The following is a 14,250-nucleotide window of genomic DNA, read 5'->3' on the forward strand; positions in this document are numbered from 1 at the left end:
CTGAATTCCTTTTTACATTTTATCTGGGGTTTGTCCCAAGCACGATACCTTCAGTATTTACGGTTAAAAGAAATATCGTTTCGTTAAGAGAATTGTGGCAAGTGTTCTTTGTGCGCTTCCATCATTTCGTCTACAATTTGTTTAGCTACGGTATCAGATGGCGTAAGTGGGTTAATGGTTAAAGCCAAGACAGCTTTATCATAATCACCAGTTACCGCTGCTTCTGCACCAATTCGTTCAAATGATTTAATTTGTTGGACTAATCCACGAACAGCAACAGGTAAGTCCCCGACTGCGATTGGTTTAGGTCCATCTTTTGTAATGATACTACTAACTTCTACTGCTGAATCGTCCGGAATACTTGCGATTGCGCCATTGTTTCTCGTATTTACAGGTTGAATATCACGTTTGTCATTATAAATAGACGTAATTAGCCGAACTGCTGCATCCGAATAGTAAGCACCTCCACGTTCTTCAAGTTGAGGCGGTTTAATTGCTAGCTCAGGATCTTTATAGAGTTCGAATAGCTCTTTTTCTAATTTAAGCACAACTTCTGCACGCGTCCCTTTTTCTGCTGCATCTTTCTTTGTTTTTTCAAGCATGTCCTGAGATTTATAGTAGTAATTATGATAGGGACAAGTCAGGGCATTTAAAGCACGGATAAAGCTTGGCTCCCAACCAATACCTTCAATGTTTTTGACAAAGCTTGTGTTTTTAGGATCTGTTAGCATTTCTATCACTTTTTCTTTGACACTAACACCATCTAAATAGACATCCAAGCCATATACCATGTGATTTAAACCGGCAAAGTCGATGCGGATTCTTGAGTGATCAACGTCGAGTAACTTGGCAATACCCATTTCAATGCCGATTGGCACATTACATAAGCCCACCACTTTCTTAATATTCGTATAACGCAGCACAGCTTCTGTAACCATTCCTGCTGGGTTAGTAAAGTTAATCAACCAAGCATCAGGACAGAGACGTTCGATATCACGACATATATCTACAATAACTGGAATCGTACGTAGCCCTTTGAATAATCCGCCAGGACCGTTGGTTTCTTGACCTAAAACACCATATTTCAATGGTATCCGTTCATCCTTAGCACGTGCTTCCAATAAGCCAACACGGAATTGTGTTGTGACAAAGTCTGCGTCTTTTAATGCCGCTTCACGATCTAATGTTAAATGAACATCAATCGGTAAGCCTGCTTTTTTCACCATGCGTTTGGCAAGCTCTCCTACGATTTCAAGCTTTTCTTTTCCTGCTTCAATATCAACGAGCCAAAGCTCTGTTAATGGAAACTCATCATAACGTTTAATAAATCCTTCAATTAATTCTGGTGTATAACTTGAACCTCCACCAATCGTTGCAACTTTTAACTTCTTTGTCATAAGCTATTTGCCTCCATTTCTTCTCGGTTATCCTAGTTAGTCACTCTTAAAAGCGTTATCATTTATCATTGTACCTTGGAAAACATGTGTTGGCTAGGTCGTTTGCGAAAACGGTTTATTTTAACATGAAAAGGAACTTGTTTTATTTGCGTAACAGTGTGTTTTATCACAGGTAGCCGTCCGTAAAAGGCCCCCAAAAATCGCGAGAGCCAATCTATTTAGGCGGGGGCTAAAGGACACAAATGTCCTGATCTACTCAGCTACCAATCAGTGGACAAAGAACGAACATGCCCACTGATTGAAGGTTCGTTTTATACTGTGCGTGGGTCACTGAAAAAGCCAAGCGCTTCGTGGAGATCTTTGGTATAATATAGATTATAAAAAGTTGCATTCACTTCCCCTTAGCAAATGTTTTGATTTTTTTTAGGCTTGGATTTTGAAATTTTTCAAGCTTTCTTAACGTAAAAATAAAGCTCGTTAACTTCTATGTCAGTAAAGGATGGATGTCATGATAACAAAGAAATTATTAAGTCTTATTATGTTGTGTTTAATTATTTTAATCGCTTGTTCTAATGATGATGCGGATCAGACAGGTCAAAATGTGGCTTCAAAAGAAATCGATCAGGAGCCGATTGAAACATCTGAACCTGAATTTTATTATCCGCTAACAGGTTTGCCGTCTTCTCAGCCTGTTACGAACCGAATTGTTAGTGTGATGATTAATAATCATCCGTCTGCGCGCCCCCAAACGGGTCTATCTCAAGCCGATATCGTATTTGAAATGCTCGCTGAAGGACAAACAACACGCTTTTTAGCAATGTTTCAAAGTGAAGCACCAGAGGTTGTAGGGCCTGTTCGGAGTGCACGCCCATATTATTTTAATTTAGCTGATGATTACAATGCGCTTTATGTTTACCATGGTGCGGCAGATTTTATTGAAAATATGCTTAAAGGCGGTGCAGCTGACCATTTGAATGGATCCTATTTTGACAATGATGGTCACTTGTTTGTCAGAGAAACTTTTCGTGTCGCCCCACATAATTCTTATTTGCAGTATCAAGCTGTAGAAGATGTTGCGACTACTCAAGGCTATGATATGGAAGCTACATATGAGACTTTACCATTTTTAGATGAGGAAACTTTAGGTGATATTGCCGGAGAACAGCGGTCTGAGGTTACCCTCTATTATGGACAAGAGTCCGTTCGTTACGTGTATGATGAGACAATCGATAAGTACTTGCGTTATAATAATCAACAACAAACCGTTGAATTAGAAAATGAAACACCGATTGAATTGGATAATGTTTTCATCATAGAAACCCCACACCAAGTGATTGATGATCAAGGACGACGAGATATTGATTTAACATCAGGGGGCAATGCTTATTTATTGCAAAAGGGTAAGTTGCAAAAGATTCAATGGAAAAATAGTGAAGGTAGACTCATTCCGGTACGCAACGATGAGCCTGTTGGATTTGTTCCGGGGAAAACATGGGTTAATGTGATTCCAACAGATCCAGGCTTGAATGGGATAACGGAAATGGAATAGGAGGTTAGCGTCAATGCAAATCGATAAATTGAGAGGGGAACAGCTCGATCAATTATTTGATGCGATTTTAACATTAAAGGATCGTGAAGAGTGTTATCGTTTTTTTGATGATCTTGCTACAATGAATGAAATTCAAGCACTTGCACAACGGTTAATGGTAGCCAAGATGCTTTATGAAGGCCAAACTTACCATGCGATTGTCGAAGAATCTCATGCGTCAACAACAACGATATCGCGCGTTAAACGGTGTTTGACTTATGGAAGTGAAGGTTATACAACAGTATTAGATCGAATCACTAAAAAGACTGGAGAATAAGAGAGGATGGTAAAGATGGTTCGTTTTGGTGTAATCGGAACAAATTGGATTACGGATCGTTTTCTAGATGCAGCTTTTATGGTAGAGGATTTTCGTTTAACTGCTGTTTACTCAAGGACTAAAGACAAGGCAGTAGCTTTTGCTGACAAGTATCAAGTTGATACGACCTATACGGATATTGATCGCTTTGCACAAAGTGATCAGATTGATGCGGTTTACATTGCTAGCCCGACGTCACTTCATGCTGAGCAAGCTATCCGTTGTATGGAGCAAGGTAAACATGTCTTTGTTGAAAAACCAATTGCCTCTAATCAGCGAGAGGTTGAACAAATGATTGCCGCAGCGAAAAAGCATAACGTTTTGCTAATGGAAGGGATGAAGACTACCCATTTACCTAACTTTAAGGTGCTTAAAGATCAACTGACAACGATTGGACCTGTTCGCCATTTGGTAGCTAATTTCTGCCAATATTCATCGCGGTATGATCAGTATAAGGAAGGTGTTGTGCTAAATGCCTTTAAGCCTGAATTCTCTAATGGCTCATTGATGGATATCGGTATTTATACGGCCTATCCGATCGTGGCATTGTTCGGGTTCCCTGAACATGTCAATGCCAATGCCTATATGCTTGATTCTGGTGTTGATGGTCAAGGAACTATCGCTGTTAAGTACCCGGAACTAACTGCAGATTTAATGTTTTCAAAAATTACAAACTCTAGTATCCCGTCAGAAATCCAAGGTGAAAAGGGAACGATTGTCGTTGATAAATGGAGTGATATGCGTAAACTGACTTTAATCGATAATGAAGGGACCGTCACCGATATTTCTGTTGAGCAAAAGCAAAATACAATGTATTACGAAATTAACCATTTTGTTGGCTTATTACAGGACGGTTTGCGTGAAAGTGATGTGAATAGTCATCTGGTGTCGTTGAATACAATGAAACTGCTTGATCAAGCGAGAGCCTCTATTGGCTTGCGCTTTCCTGCTGATGAGATTTAACGCAACACAAATATATATTGAATAGTCTCAATTAGAAACGTACTACTCTTGGTAGTGCGTTTTTTTAGTTAGCACAGCTAACCGTCCGTAGGATACCTCTCTCAAAATGGAGAATATAGGTAGGTGATAGCGAACGCTTATATCCTGATTCACTCAACTAACAATCAACGAGCGAAGAATGCCCACTGATTGAAGATTCATTTTATGCTAAGAAGTATAATTGAATCGATTAATTGATGATTCCTTGATAAAATCTCCCCGTTTTGATGATGTTTTTGTTATAATGAAGAGATGAAAATAAAGAGATTGGAGGCTTCATGTTGTATAATCGTAAGGCATGGAAGCATGTATTTAAACTAGACCCGAATAAATCGCTAACTGATCAACAGTTAGATCAAATATGTCAATCTGGAACGGATGCTATTATCGTTGGTGGCACAGATCATGTTACGCTTGATGGTGTACTTGATTTAATGAGTCAAATTCGTCGTTATACTGTCCCTTGTGTACTTGAAGTATCAACGCTTGATGCGATTACACCTGGTTTTGATTTTTATAATATCCCAATGGTTCTAAACAGTCGTGAGAAGAAGTGGATGATGGATATTCAACATCAAGCAGTGAAAGAATATGGACACTTCTTAAATTGGGATGAACTAGTGACGGAAGGCTATGTGATCTTAAATCCTGAAGCCAAAGCTTATCAATTAACCAATTGTCGCTTACCGGATAGCGATGACGTCATTGCTTATGCCCAAATGGCTGAGCATATTTTTAAATTACCGATTTTCTATATTGAATACAGTGGTACATATGGTGATCCGGAGCTTGTCAAAAAAGTTAAACAAGAACTGCAACACACCCAACTTGTATATGGTGGTGGCATTAAGCATCGCTCACAGGCAGTAGAAATGGCGCAGTATGCAGATGTAATTGTTGTAGGGAATGGCTTGTATGAACAGTTTGATGAAGCGATCGAAACAGTAACTGCAGTCAAACATGGATAAGGACGGTGATAGTGTGAATCAACAGACGCAAGATTTCCTTAATGGATTAAATAAAAAACAACAAGAAGCGGTTAAACATACTGAAGGACCACTGTTAATCATGGCAGGTGCCGGTAGTGGTAAGACACGTGTGTTGACCCATCGGATTGCTTATTTACTTGATGAAAAACAAATTGCCCCTCGCAATGTACTGGCGATAACGTTTACCAATAAGGCGGCAAGAGAAATGAAAGCGCGTGTCCGTCAATTGGTAGGTCCAGAGGGTGAATACATGTGGGTATCTACCTTCCACTCAATGTGTGTACGTATGTTAAGAAGAGATATTGATCGGATTGGTTATAATCGCAATTTCACTATTTTAGATAGTGGTGATCAGCTAACTGTGATAAAAAACGTGTTAAAGGCAAAAAATATTGATGCAAAAAAGTTCGAGCCACGAGCAATGTTAGCTGGAATTAGTGCAGCTAAGAACCGCTTGCTAACACCTAAACAACTTGAAGCAGAAGTTGGCAATTTCTATGATAAAACAGTTGCAGATGTGTATAACGGGTATCAGAAAGTGTTGCAACAAAATCAATCATTAGATTTTGATGACTTAATTATGCAAACCATTAAATTGTTTGATCGCGTTCCAGAAGTCTTAGAATACTATCAAAGACGCTTTCAATATATTCATGTAGATGAGTACCAAGATACGAACCACGCACAATATCAGCTTGTCAAACAATTGGCAGCTAAATTCCAAAATCTTTGCGTCGTTGGTGATTCGGATCAATCGATCTACCGCTGGCGGGGAGCAGATATTAAAAATATTCTATCATTTGAAAAAGACTACCCCAATGCACAGGTTGTCATGCTCGAACAAAACTATCGCTCAACAAAGTCAATTTTAGATGCGGCAAACGCAGTGATTAGCCGTAACCCAGGTCGCAAACCGAAAAAACTGTGGACCGATAATGATCATGGCTCTAAATTGTATTATTACCAAGCAGCGACCGAACAATATGAAGGTCTCTATGTTGCTGATAAAATTGAAACCTATGTTCAAGAGCAGACATTTAATTATCGAGACATTGCCATTCTTTATCGAACCAATGCGCAGTCTCGTGCAATTGAAGAAACATTTGTGAAGGCGAATATCCCCTATCAAATGGTCGGTGGAACGAAATTCTACGATCGTAAGGAAATCAAAGATATGTTGGCATATTTACGTCTGATCTCTAACCCAAATGATGATTTGAGTTTTGCCCGTGTCGTGAATGAACCAAAGCGTGGAGTAGGCAAGACCTCACTTGAAAAGCTCCAAAACTATGCAGCTAGTCATGATATATCATTGTATACAGCAACAAAAGAAATTGATTTTGTTGGACTTAGTACACGTGCAACCAAGTCACTTGCGGCATTCGGACAAATGATTGCAGAATGGACCCAACAGCAAGAATTCTTAGCAGCAACCGATATGGTTGAAGAAGTGTTAAAGCGGACAGGCTATGAAGAGATGCTTGTTAATGAACGTACGATCGAATCGCAAAGTCGTTTGGAGAACTTAAATGAATTTAAAACGGTCACCCAACACTTTGAAAAGGAAAGTGAAGACAAAACATTAGTTGCTTTTCTCACAGATTTAGCACTTGTAGCTGATATTGATCGTATCGATGATGATCCAGATGCTGATAATAAGGTAACAATGATGACTTTACACGCGGCCAAAGGTTTAGAGTTCCCTGTTGTGTTTTTAATCGGTATGGAAGAAAATGTTTTTCCGCATAGCCGCTCGTTAATGGATGATGAGGAAATGGAAGAAGAACGTCGCCTTGCTTATGTTGGGATTACCCGTGCGGAAATGGTGTTGCATTTAACCCATGCACAGATGCGATCCCTATATGGGCGTACCAATATGAATCCAATCAGTCGCTTTATCCATGAGATACCAACTGATCTGGTCGAGGGATTAACGGAACAAAAAGGTCAACCTATTTTTTCTTTGTCACATAAACAGCAATCGACACCAGCGGAAAAACCTACGCCAAAGCAAACGATTAAGCGTCAGGCTCAGAAACGATCAACTGGTGGAGAGACACAGGATTGGCAAGTAGGTGACAAAGCGGATCATAAGAAATGGGGTACGGGTACGGTTGTCAAAGTATCGGGTGCGGGTGAATCGCTTGAATTAGATATTGCCTTTCCGGCACCAACTGGGGTTAAACGATTGCTCGCTAAATTTGCCCCTATTACGAAACCATGATGAAGAGGTGACAGGATTGACATCACTAGAGAAAAAAGTTGCTGATTTACGCGAGACTTTACACACCTATAATTACCAATATCACGTCCTTGATCAACCAACAGTACCTGATGCCGAATATGATCGATTAATGCAGGAATTGCGAACGTTAGAATCAGCCAATCCTGAGCTCACTGCAGCTGACTCACCGACACAACGTATTGGCGGTCAACCACTTGAAGGGTTTAATAAAGTTGAGCATCAGGTTCCCATGCTCAGCTTGGCAAATGCTTTTAATGATCAAGATTTACGTGATTTTGATCGCCGAGTTCGCGAAGGATTGGGGATTGAACAGGTTGATTATGTTTGTGAATTGAAAATTGATGGTTTAGCTGTATCATTACGTTATGACCAAGGTATATTCCAACAAGGGGCAACACGTGGCGATGGGAATATTGGCGAAGATATTACGCACAATTTGAAAACGATACGCAGTATTCCATTGAAAATAAATGAAACCAGTACGATTGAAGTCCGCGGCGAAGCCTTCATGCCAAAACAATCTTTTCTTTCTTTAAATAAAGATAAAGAGATGCGTGAGGAAGAGCCATTTGCCAACCCGAGAAATGCAGCGGCCGGTTCATTAAGGCAACTTGATCCAAAGATTGCTGCACGTCGTAATCTTGACATTTTTATCTATGCCGTTGGGAAATGGGAAGCGGGCGATTTAGATAGACATAGTGATCGATTAACTTACCTGACCTCGTTAGGCTTTAAGATCAATCCGGAGTGGAAGAAGTGTCAAGGCATTGACCAAGTGATTGATTATGTGGAGAGTTGGGTAACTAAACGTGATGAATTACCTTATGAAATAGATGGTATTGTCATTAAAGTTGATCGTCTGGATTATCACGACGTATTAAAGACAACAGCAAAGAGTCCACGTTGGGCGATGGCTTACAAGTTTCCAGCAGAAGAAGCTGTCACGACGTTGAATGATGTCATTCTAAGTGTGGGACGAACAGGTGCTGTCACACCGACTGCGTTACTTGAACCCGTAAAAGTTGCTGGCACAACCGTGCAACGCGCTTCTTTGCATAATGAGGATTATATTAAAGAAAAAGATATTCGTATTAACGATACGGTTGTCATTAAAAAGGCAGGAGATATTATTCCTGAAGTGGTGCGGGTTATACCAGAACAACGACCAAAAGATGCCGAACCTTTTTCAATGCCAGCTGAATGTCCATCATGTGGCGCGGAACTGGTTCGCCTCGATCAAGAGGTGGCGTTACGTTGTATTAATCCAAACTGCCCAGCCCAATTAAAAGAAGGTTTGACCCATTTTGTGTCAAGAAATGCTATGAATATTGATGGGCTTGGGGAAAAAGTGATTGAACAACTTTATGATAATCAATTGGTTGCCAATGTTGCTGACCTTTATCAGCTTAAACGTGATGAATTATTAGGGCTTGAGCGAATGGGTGAAAAATCTGTTAGCAATTTGTTATCAGCAATTGAGGCTTCAAAAGCAAATTCACTTGAACGGCTACTATTTGGTTTAGGTATTCGCTTTGTCGGTTCAAAAGCAGCTAAGACATTGGCTCGCGCATTTGATGATATCGATCAACTCCGAGCCGCCTCACGTGAATCATTAGAAGCTGTTGATGAAATTGGGAAAAAAATGGCTGATTCAATTGTCCGTTTTTTTGCGGAAGAAAAAGTTGGGCAACTAATTGATCGTCTGAGACAAGTTGGTGTGAACATGCATTATCGAGGACCAAAGCCAACTGTGAATCAAGAACAATCGATTTTTCACAATAAAACAATTGTTTTAACGGGGAAACTTGAGCAATTAACCAGAAATGAAGCAAAAGAAAAAATTGAGATGTACGGTGGAAAAGTGACAGGAAGTGTAAGTGCAAAGACAGACTTACTCATTGCTGGTGAAGATGCAGGTTCAAAGCTAACGAAAGCAGAGCAGTTAGGAATTGAAATATGGACTGAACAACAGTTTATTGATCAAATAGATAAATAAACGGGAGGAGGACTGGAATGAAACGTTTACTAATTTTATTAAGTGTTATTTTCATCGTATTAGCCGGCTGTGCACCTGATTTTTCTAATCAAGAAGAAGTCGTAGATGAAAACATGCCTGATGATGTTGCACAAGAATCTGCGATCATTCCGAACTATAGTGTGTCTGATCAGGAGTATCAAATTCTATTACCTTATCGTTTGAGTCAATCACGTGGTGTGACAACGAACCAAGTCGCGAACCGTTTAGACATCCCTGCATTGGAAAATGGGTTGCGTCGACATTCAACGGATGTGTTTGATCCAGGTAACCATTATTTTCAGGAAGGTCAACAGTTGGGGACAAGTGAATTGTATAGTTGGTTAGCACGCGAGTCTGACTCAGATGAACTCGGTTTAAATCCATCCGTTGACTATGATGAAGAAGACGATGAAGAAGAAATTATTGAGGAAGAACGAGATAATCCAAGATATTTATCACATATCCTTGAACAAAATTACCTTGTTCGAACTGATGATAATACGGTTCAGCTAGCCGGTATTTCCTTGGGGATTGCGATGAAATCCAATTATCGTTTTCAGACTGAAATCGGTGGTCCTTTTTACTATGAAGATATTTCAGAACAAGCGATGCTTCAAGAAGCTTCTGTTATTGCAGAGGAAGTGGTTAGCCGGATGCGTCAAAAAGAAGGATTACAGGAAGTTCCAATCATGATTGGTATTTATCGAGAGGCCGCAAGAGATGCTCTTGTTCCAGGTCACTTTGTTGCAACAACAACTGTGCAAGGAGGGAGTCAATCGATCGGTAACTGGGATTCTGTTGATGAGCAATATGTACTCTTTCCTTCTAGTGATGCGCGTGATTTAGATCCAGATCTATCGGCTACGATTGAAGGGTTTAAATCAGAAATTGCAGACTATTTTCCAAACTATGTCGGCATCATCGGCGAAGGGTTTTATGAAGGTGACCAAATTCGCAAGCTCACATTAGAAATCCCGATTGAATTTAATGGGCAGGCTGAAGTTGTTGGCTTTACTCAATATGTATATGGTTTAATTATGGATAGCTTTCAACCTCACTTTGCGATTGAGGTCAACATTAAGTCAAGCGATCAACAACAAAGCTTGATTGTTCGTGAAGCAGGTGAAGAAGAACCAATTGTCCATATATATGAAAGGTAAATTGATTATTGTGGTAACCAAGCTTTATTGAAGTATCAACGTTGTCATTGTAAGTTGCGATAAGTGAGAAAGAAAAAGAAGGTTTATGTCCCCTTTTTCTTTCCCTGTTTTTTGAGGTAATATTACATCAACGCCAATTTTAAGGCTAAAGTTGCTAAAGCGCGCTATTGTTTGCTATTATCATAAGTATGTTTAATCAGATGAAGTAAAAATCTCATGGAGGTGACAGAAATGGCTGAAATTTCAAAACAACAAGTTAAACATGTCGCTCATCTCGCTCGATTAGCAATAACTGATCAAGAGGTAGAAGTGATGACAAAGCAACTAGGAGATATTATTCACTATGCTGAACTATTAAATGATTTAGATACTAGTCAAGTTGAACCAACGACACATGTACTGGATCTTAAAAATGTAATGCGTAAAGATGTCCCACGTAAATGGATTGATCGCGAGGATGCTTTAAAGAACGCACCAGATCAACAGGATGGTCAATTCCGAGTGCCATCAATTTTAGAATAGGAGGCGAGCTGAAATGTCAGTTTTTGAGTATACGTTAAAAGAATTACAAGCTAAGCTACATAATAAAGAACTTACCGTGTCAGAACTTGTGCAAGCTTCCTTTGATCAAATTGAAGCAGTTGATGATCAAATTAAAGCCTTTTTAACTTTAAATAAAGAAGCAGCCCTTAAACAAGCACAACAATTAGATGAGCAAGTTGATCAAGCCAATCATCCATTATTCGGTATACCAATTGGTATAAAGGATAATATGGTAACAAAAGGGGTACGAACAACGTGTGCGAGTCAATTTTTATCTAATTTTAATGATCCCTTATATGATGCAACCGTCGTTGATAAGTTAAACAAGGAAAATACCGTTATGATTGGGAAATTAAACATGGATGAATTTGCGATGGGGTCATCTAATGAGAATTCAGGCTACTATACAACCCGTAATCCTTGGCATACTGATTATGTGCCAGGGGGTTCAAGCGGTGGTTCTGCGGCAGCAGTTGCAGCTCGGGAAGTCTTTTTTTCACTAGGCTCAGACACGGGTGGCTCAATTCGTCAACCTGCTGCTTTTTGTGGCGTCGTAGGTTTAAAGCCGACGTATGGTCTAGTGTCTCGCTTTGGATTGGTCGCCTTTGCTTCTTCTCTTGATCAGATTGGTCCAATTACAAGAACGGTAGAAGATAATGCCCATCTCTTACAAGCAATTGCTGGACATGACCCAATGGACTCAACATCTGCTAATGTCGAAATCCCGACTTATAGTGATGCTTTGAAACAAGATGTTAAAGGGTTGAAGATTGCTGTGCCAAAAGAATATTTGTCAGATCAAGAAGGTGTAAATAGCGAAGTACGTGAAGCTGTATTAGCTGCGCTTAAAGTATATGAAGCGTTAGGTGCGACGTGGGAAGAGGTTTCACTACCACATTCTAAATATGCGGTAGCCGCTTACTATTTGCTTGCTTCATCAGAAGCTTCAGCTAATTTGGCACGATTTGATGGTGTTCGTTACGGTGTCCGCACAGAAAATGCCGACAATATGATTGATATGTTTAAGAAATCCAGAAGTGAGGGTTTCGGTGATGAAGTTAAACGTCGGATTATGCTAGGAACCTTTGCACTTAGCTCAGGTTATTATGATGCTTATTATAAAAAAGCGCAAAAAGTAAGAACATTAATTAAAAATGATTTCGATAAAGTGTTTGAAGACTATGATGTTATTATTGGGCCAACAACACCAACACCAGCCTTTAAAGTAGGCGAAAAAGTTGATGATCCATTGACCATGTATGCCAATGATATTTTAACGATTCCTGTTAACTTAGCAGGCGTACCAGGCATGTCAATACCATGTGGATTCTCAAAAGATGCGGGCTTACCAATTGGCTTGCAAATTATCGGAAAACATTTTGATGAAAGTACCCTCTATCGGGTAGCATATGCATTTGAACAGGCAACAGATTATCATAAACAACGTCCTCATTTAGGAGGGGTGAAGTCATGAATTTCGAGACAATTATCGGTTTAGAGGTTCACGTTGAACTTAAAACAGATTCAAAGATATTTAGTCCAAGCTTTAACCATTTTGGTGCAGCGACAAATGAAAATGTCAATCCAATTGATTTAGGTTATCCAGGTGTTTTACCTGTACTAAATGAAGAGGCCGTCAATTTCGCCATGAAAGCTGCCATGGCGTTAAACTGTGAAATTGCCACAGATACTAAATTTGACCGTAAAAATTATTTTTATCCAGACAACCCTAAAGCTTACCAAATTTCGCAATTTGATCAACCTATTGGTGAAAATGGCTGGATTGACATTGAAGTAGAGGGCAAAACAAAGCGGATAGGCATTACTCGCCTTCACTTAGAGGAAGATGCTGGAAAGCTAACACATAGTGATGATGGTTACTCACTCGTTGATTTTAACCGTCAAGGAACACCACTTGTGGAAATCGTATCAGAACCAGATCTGCGCTCACCAGCAGAGGCTTATGCGTATTTAGAAAAATTAAAAAACATCATCCAGTACACAGGTGTGTCTGATTGTAAAATGGAAGAAGGTTCATTACGTTGTGATGCTAATATTTCACTTCGACCGATTGGTCAAGAGGAATTTGGTGTTAAGACAGAATTGAAAAATTTAAACTCATTTTCTTTTGTTCAAAAAGGCTTAGAGTTTGAAGAAAAGCGCCAACAAAAAGAATTATTAACAGGTGGCGTTATTTTACAAGAAACCCGTCGCTATGATGAGCAAACAAAGGAAACGATTTTAATGCGTGTTAAAGAAGGTTCAGATGATTATCGTTATTTTCCTGAACCAGATCTTGTGCCACTCTATATCGATGAAGATTGGAAAGCGCGAATTCGTGCAGAAATCCCAGAGCTTCCAGATGCTCGAAAAGCACGTTATATTAAAGAATTAAATTTACCAGCTTACGATGCGATGGTCTTAACGAGTACGAAAGAAATGTCTGACTTCTTTGAAGCTGCTATAGTAGCTGGGGCTGACGTCAAACTTGTTTCCAATTGGTTAATGGGTGAGGTTTCTGCCTATATGAATAAGCATCAGAAAGAACTTCATGATTTACCACTGACTCCAGCCGCGTTGGCAAAAATGATCACGCTAATTGATGATGGCACTTTATCATCTAAAATGGCGAAGAAAGTCTTTGCTGAACTTGTTGAAAATGGTGGAGATCCTGAACAGATCATTAAGGAAAAAGGTCTTGTGCAAATTTCAGATGAAGGTCAATTAACTGAAATCATTACAACGATCCTTGATAAAAATCAACAATCCATTGAGGACTTTAAAAATGGTAAGGATAAAGCGATTGGCTTTTTAGTCGGTCAAGTGATGAAAGAAACAAAAGGACAAGCTAATCCACCAATGGTGAATAAGATCTTGTTAACAGAAATAAAAAAACGCTAGCACTTATTTAGGACTATCAATACAGTTGTTATTGATAGTCTTTCTTTACACATTTGTTTATTATAAACGAATGGGAAAAGATAAATGCAAGA

Annotated in this window: 11 protein-coding genes; 10 read left to right on the forward strand and 1 reads right to left on the reverse strand. The window is 39.5% G+C overall.

All coding sequences use genetic code 11. From position 1 onward, the window contains the following. Nucleotides 1-83: 83 nt before the first annotated feature. Complete coding sequence (locus B494_RS0113030) at nt 84-1,397, reverse strand: 6-phospho-beta-glucosidase (protein WP_017472832.1); 1,314 nt, start codon at nt 1,395-1,397, stop codon at nt 84-86. A gap of 508 nt (nt 1,398-1,905) precedes the next feature. Here B494_RS0113030 and B494_RS0113035 point away from each other — a divergent pair. The 10 genes from B494_RS0113035 to gatB all read left to right on the forward strand — a co-directional run bounded on the left by B494_RS0113035 (nt 1,906) and on the right by gatB (nt 14,158). Further along, nucleotides 1,906-2,946, forward strand: coding sequence for a DUF3048 domain-containing protein (locus B494_RS0113035; protein WP_017472833.1), 1,041 nt, complete (start codon nt 1,906-1,908; stop codon nt 2,944-2,946). A gap of 13 nt (nt 2,947-2,959) precedes the next feature. Continuing rightward, entirely contained in the window at nt 2,960-3,262 is a 303-nt protein-coding gene (locus tag B494_RS0113040; protein WP_017472834.1) for a YerC/YecD family TrpR-related protein, read from the forward strand. A 15-nt stretch (nt 3,263-3,277) separates the two neighbouring features. Further along, nucleotides 3,278-4,264 carry a Gfo/Idh/MocA family protein gene (locus B494_RS0113045; RefSeq protein WP_017472835.1) on the forward strand — a complete coding sequence of 329 codons (987 nt, stop codon included), beginning with the start codon at nt 3,278-3,280 and terminating at the stop codon, nt 4,262-4,264. A 320-nt stretch (nt 4,265-4,584) separates the two neighbouring features. Next, nucleotides 4,585-5,271, forward strand: a complete 687-nt coding sequence (gene pcrB / locus B494_RS0113050) for a heptaprenylglyceryl phosphate synthase (RefSeq protein ID WP_017472836.1) — start codon at nt 4,585-4,587, stop codon at nt 5,269-5,271. Beyond that, nucleotides 5,264-7,516 carry a DNA helicase PcrA gene (gene pcrA, locus B494_RS0113055; RefSeq protein WP_187682941.1) on the forward strand — a complete coding sequence of 751 codons (2,253 nt, stop codon included), beginning with the start codon at nt 5,264-5,266 and terminating at the stop codon, nt 7,514-7,516. The genes pcrB and pcrA overlap by 8 nt, the downstream gene beginning before the upstream one ends. A 16-nt stretch (nt 7,517-7,532) precedes the next feature. After that, a complete protein-coding gene (gene ligA / locus B494_RS0113060; protein ID WP_017472838.1) occupies nt 7,533-9,533 on the forward strand; it encodes an NAD-dependent DNA ligase LigA in 2,001 nt (666 codons plus the stop codon). Between the two features lie 17 nt (nt 9,534-9,550). Then, nucleotides 9,551-10,714, forward strand: coding sequence for a CamS family sex pheromone protein (locus B494_RS0113065; protein WP_017472839.1), 1,164 nt, complete (start codon nt 9,551-9,553; stop codon nt 10,712-10,714). Nucleotides 10,715-10,945: 231 nt separating this feature from the next. After that, nucleotides 10,946-11,236: an Asp-tRNA(Asn)/Glu-tRNA(Gln) amidotransferase subunit GatC gene (gatC, locus tag B494_RS0113070; protein WP_017472840.1), complete on the forward strand. Its 291-nt coding sequence runs from the start codon at nt 10,946-10,948 to the stop codon at nt 11,234-11,236. A gap of 13 nt (nt 11,237-11,249) precedes the next feature. Further along, nucleotides 11,250-12,731, forward strand: a complete 1,482-nt coding sequence (gene gatA, locus B494_RS0113075) for an Asp-tRNA(Asn)/Glu-tRNA(Gln) amidotransferase subunit GatA (protein ID WP_017472841.1) — start codon at nt 11,250-11,252, stop codon at nt 12,729-12,731. Continuing rightward, entirely contained in the window at nt 12,728-14,158 is a 1,431-nt protein-coding gene (gene gatB, locus B494_RS0113080) for an Asp-tRNA(Asn)/Glu-tRNA(Gln) amidotransferase subunit GatB (protein ID WP_017472842.1), read from the forward strand. Before gatA ends, gatB begins: the two co-directional genes overlap by 4 nt. Nucleotides 14,159-14,250: the final 92 nt, after the last annotated feature.

The sequence above is a fragment of the Amphibacillus jilinensis Y1 genome, from assembly GCF_000306965.1.
In the GTDB taxonomy this organism is placed as follows: Bacteria; Bacillota; Bacilli; order Bacillales; family Amphibacillaceae; genus Amphibacillus_C; species Amphibacillus_C jilinensis.

Bases quoted from the DNA above. Each gene is read 5' to 3' on its own strand.
- B494_RS0113045 (WP_017472835.1), top strand. From the start codon at position 3,278: ATGGTTCGTTTTGGTGTAATCGGAACAAATTGGATTACGGATCGTTTT.
- gatC (WP_017472840.1), top strand. From the start codon at position 10,946: ATGGCTGAAATTTCAAAACAACAAGTTAAACATGTCGCTCATCTCGCT.
- B494_RS0113035 (WP_017472833.1), top strand. From the start codon at position 1,906: ATGATAACAAAGAAATTATTAAGTCTTATTATGTTGTGTTTAATTATT.
- pcrA (WP_187682941.1), top strand. From the start codon at position 5,264: ATGGATAAGGACGGTGATAGTGTGAATCAACAGACGCAAGATTTCCTT.
- B494_RS0113040 (WP_017472834.1), top strand. From the start codon at position 2,960: ATGCAAATCGATAAATTGAGAGGGGAACAGCTCGATCAATTATTTGAT.
- gatA (WP_017472841.1), top strand. From the start codon at position 11,250: ATGTCAGTTTTTGAGTATACGTTAAAAGAATTACAAGCTAAGCTACAT.
- B494_RS0113030 (WP_017472832.1), bottom strand. From the start codon at position 1,397: ATGACAAAGAAGTTAAAAGTTGCAACGATTGGTGGAGGTTCAAGTTAT.
- B494_RS0113065 (WP_017472839.1), top strand. From the start codon at position 9,551: ATGAAACGTTTACTAATTTTATTAAGTGTTATTTTCATCGTATTAGCC.
- gatB (WP_017472842.1), top strand. From the start codon at position 12,728: ATGAATTTCGAGACAATTATCGGTTTAGAGGTTCACGTTGAACTTAAA.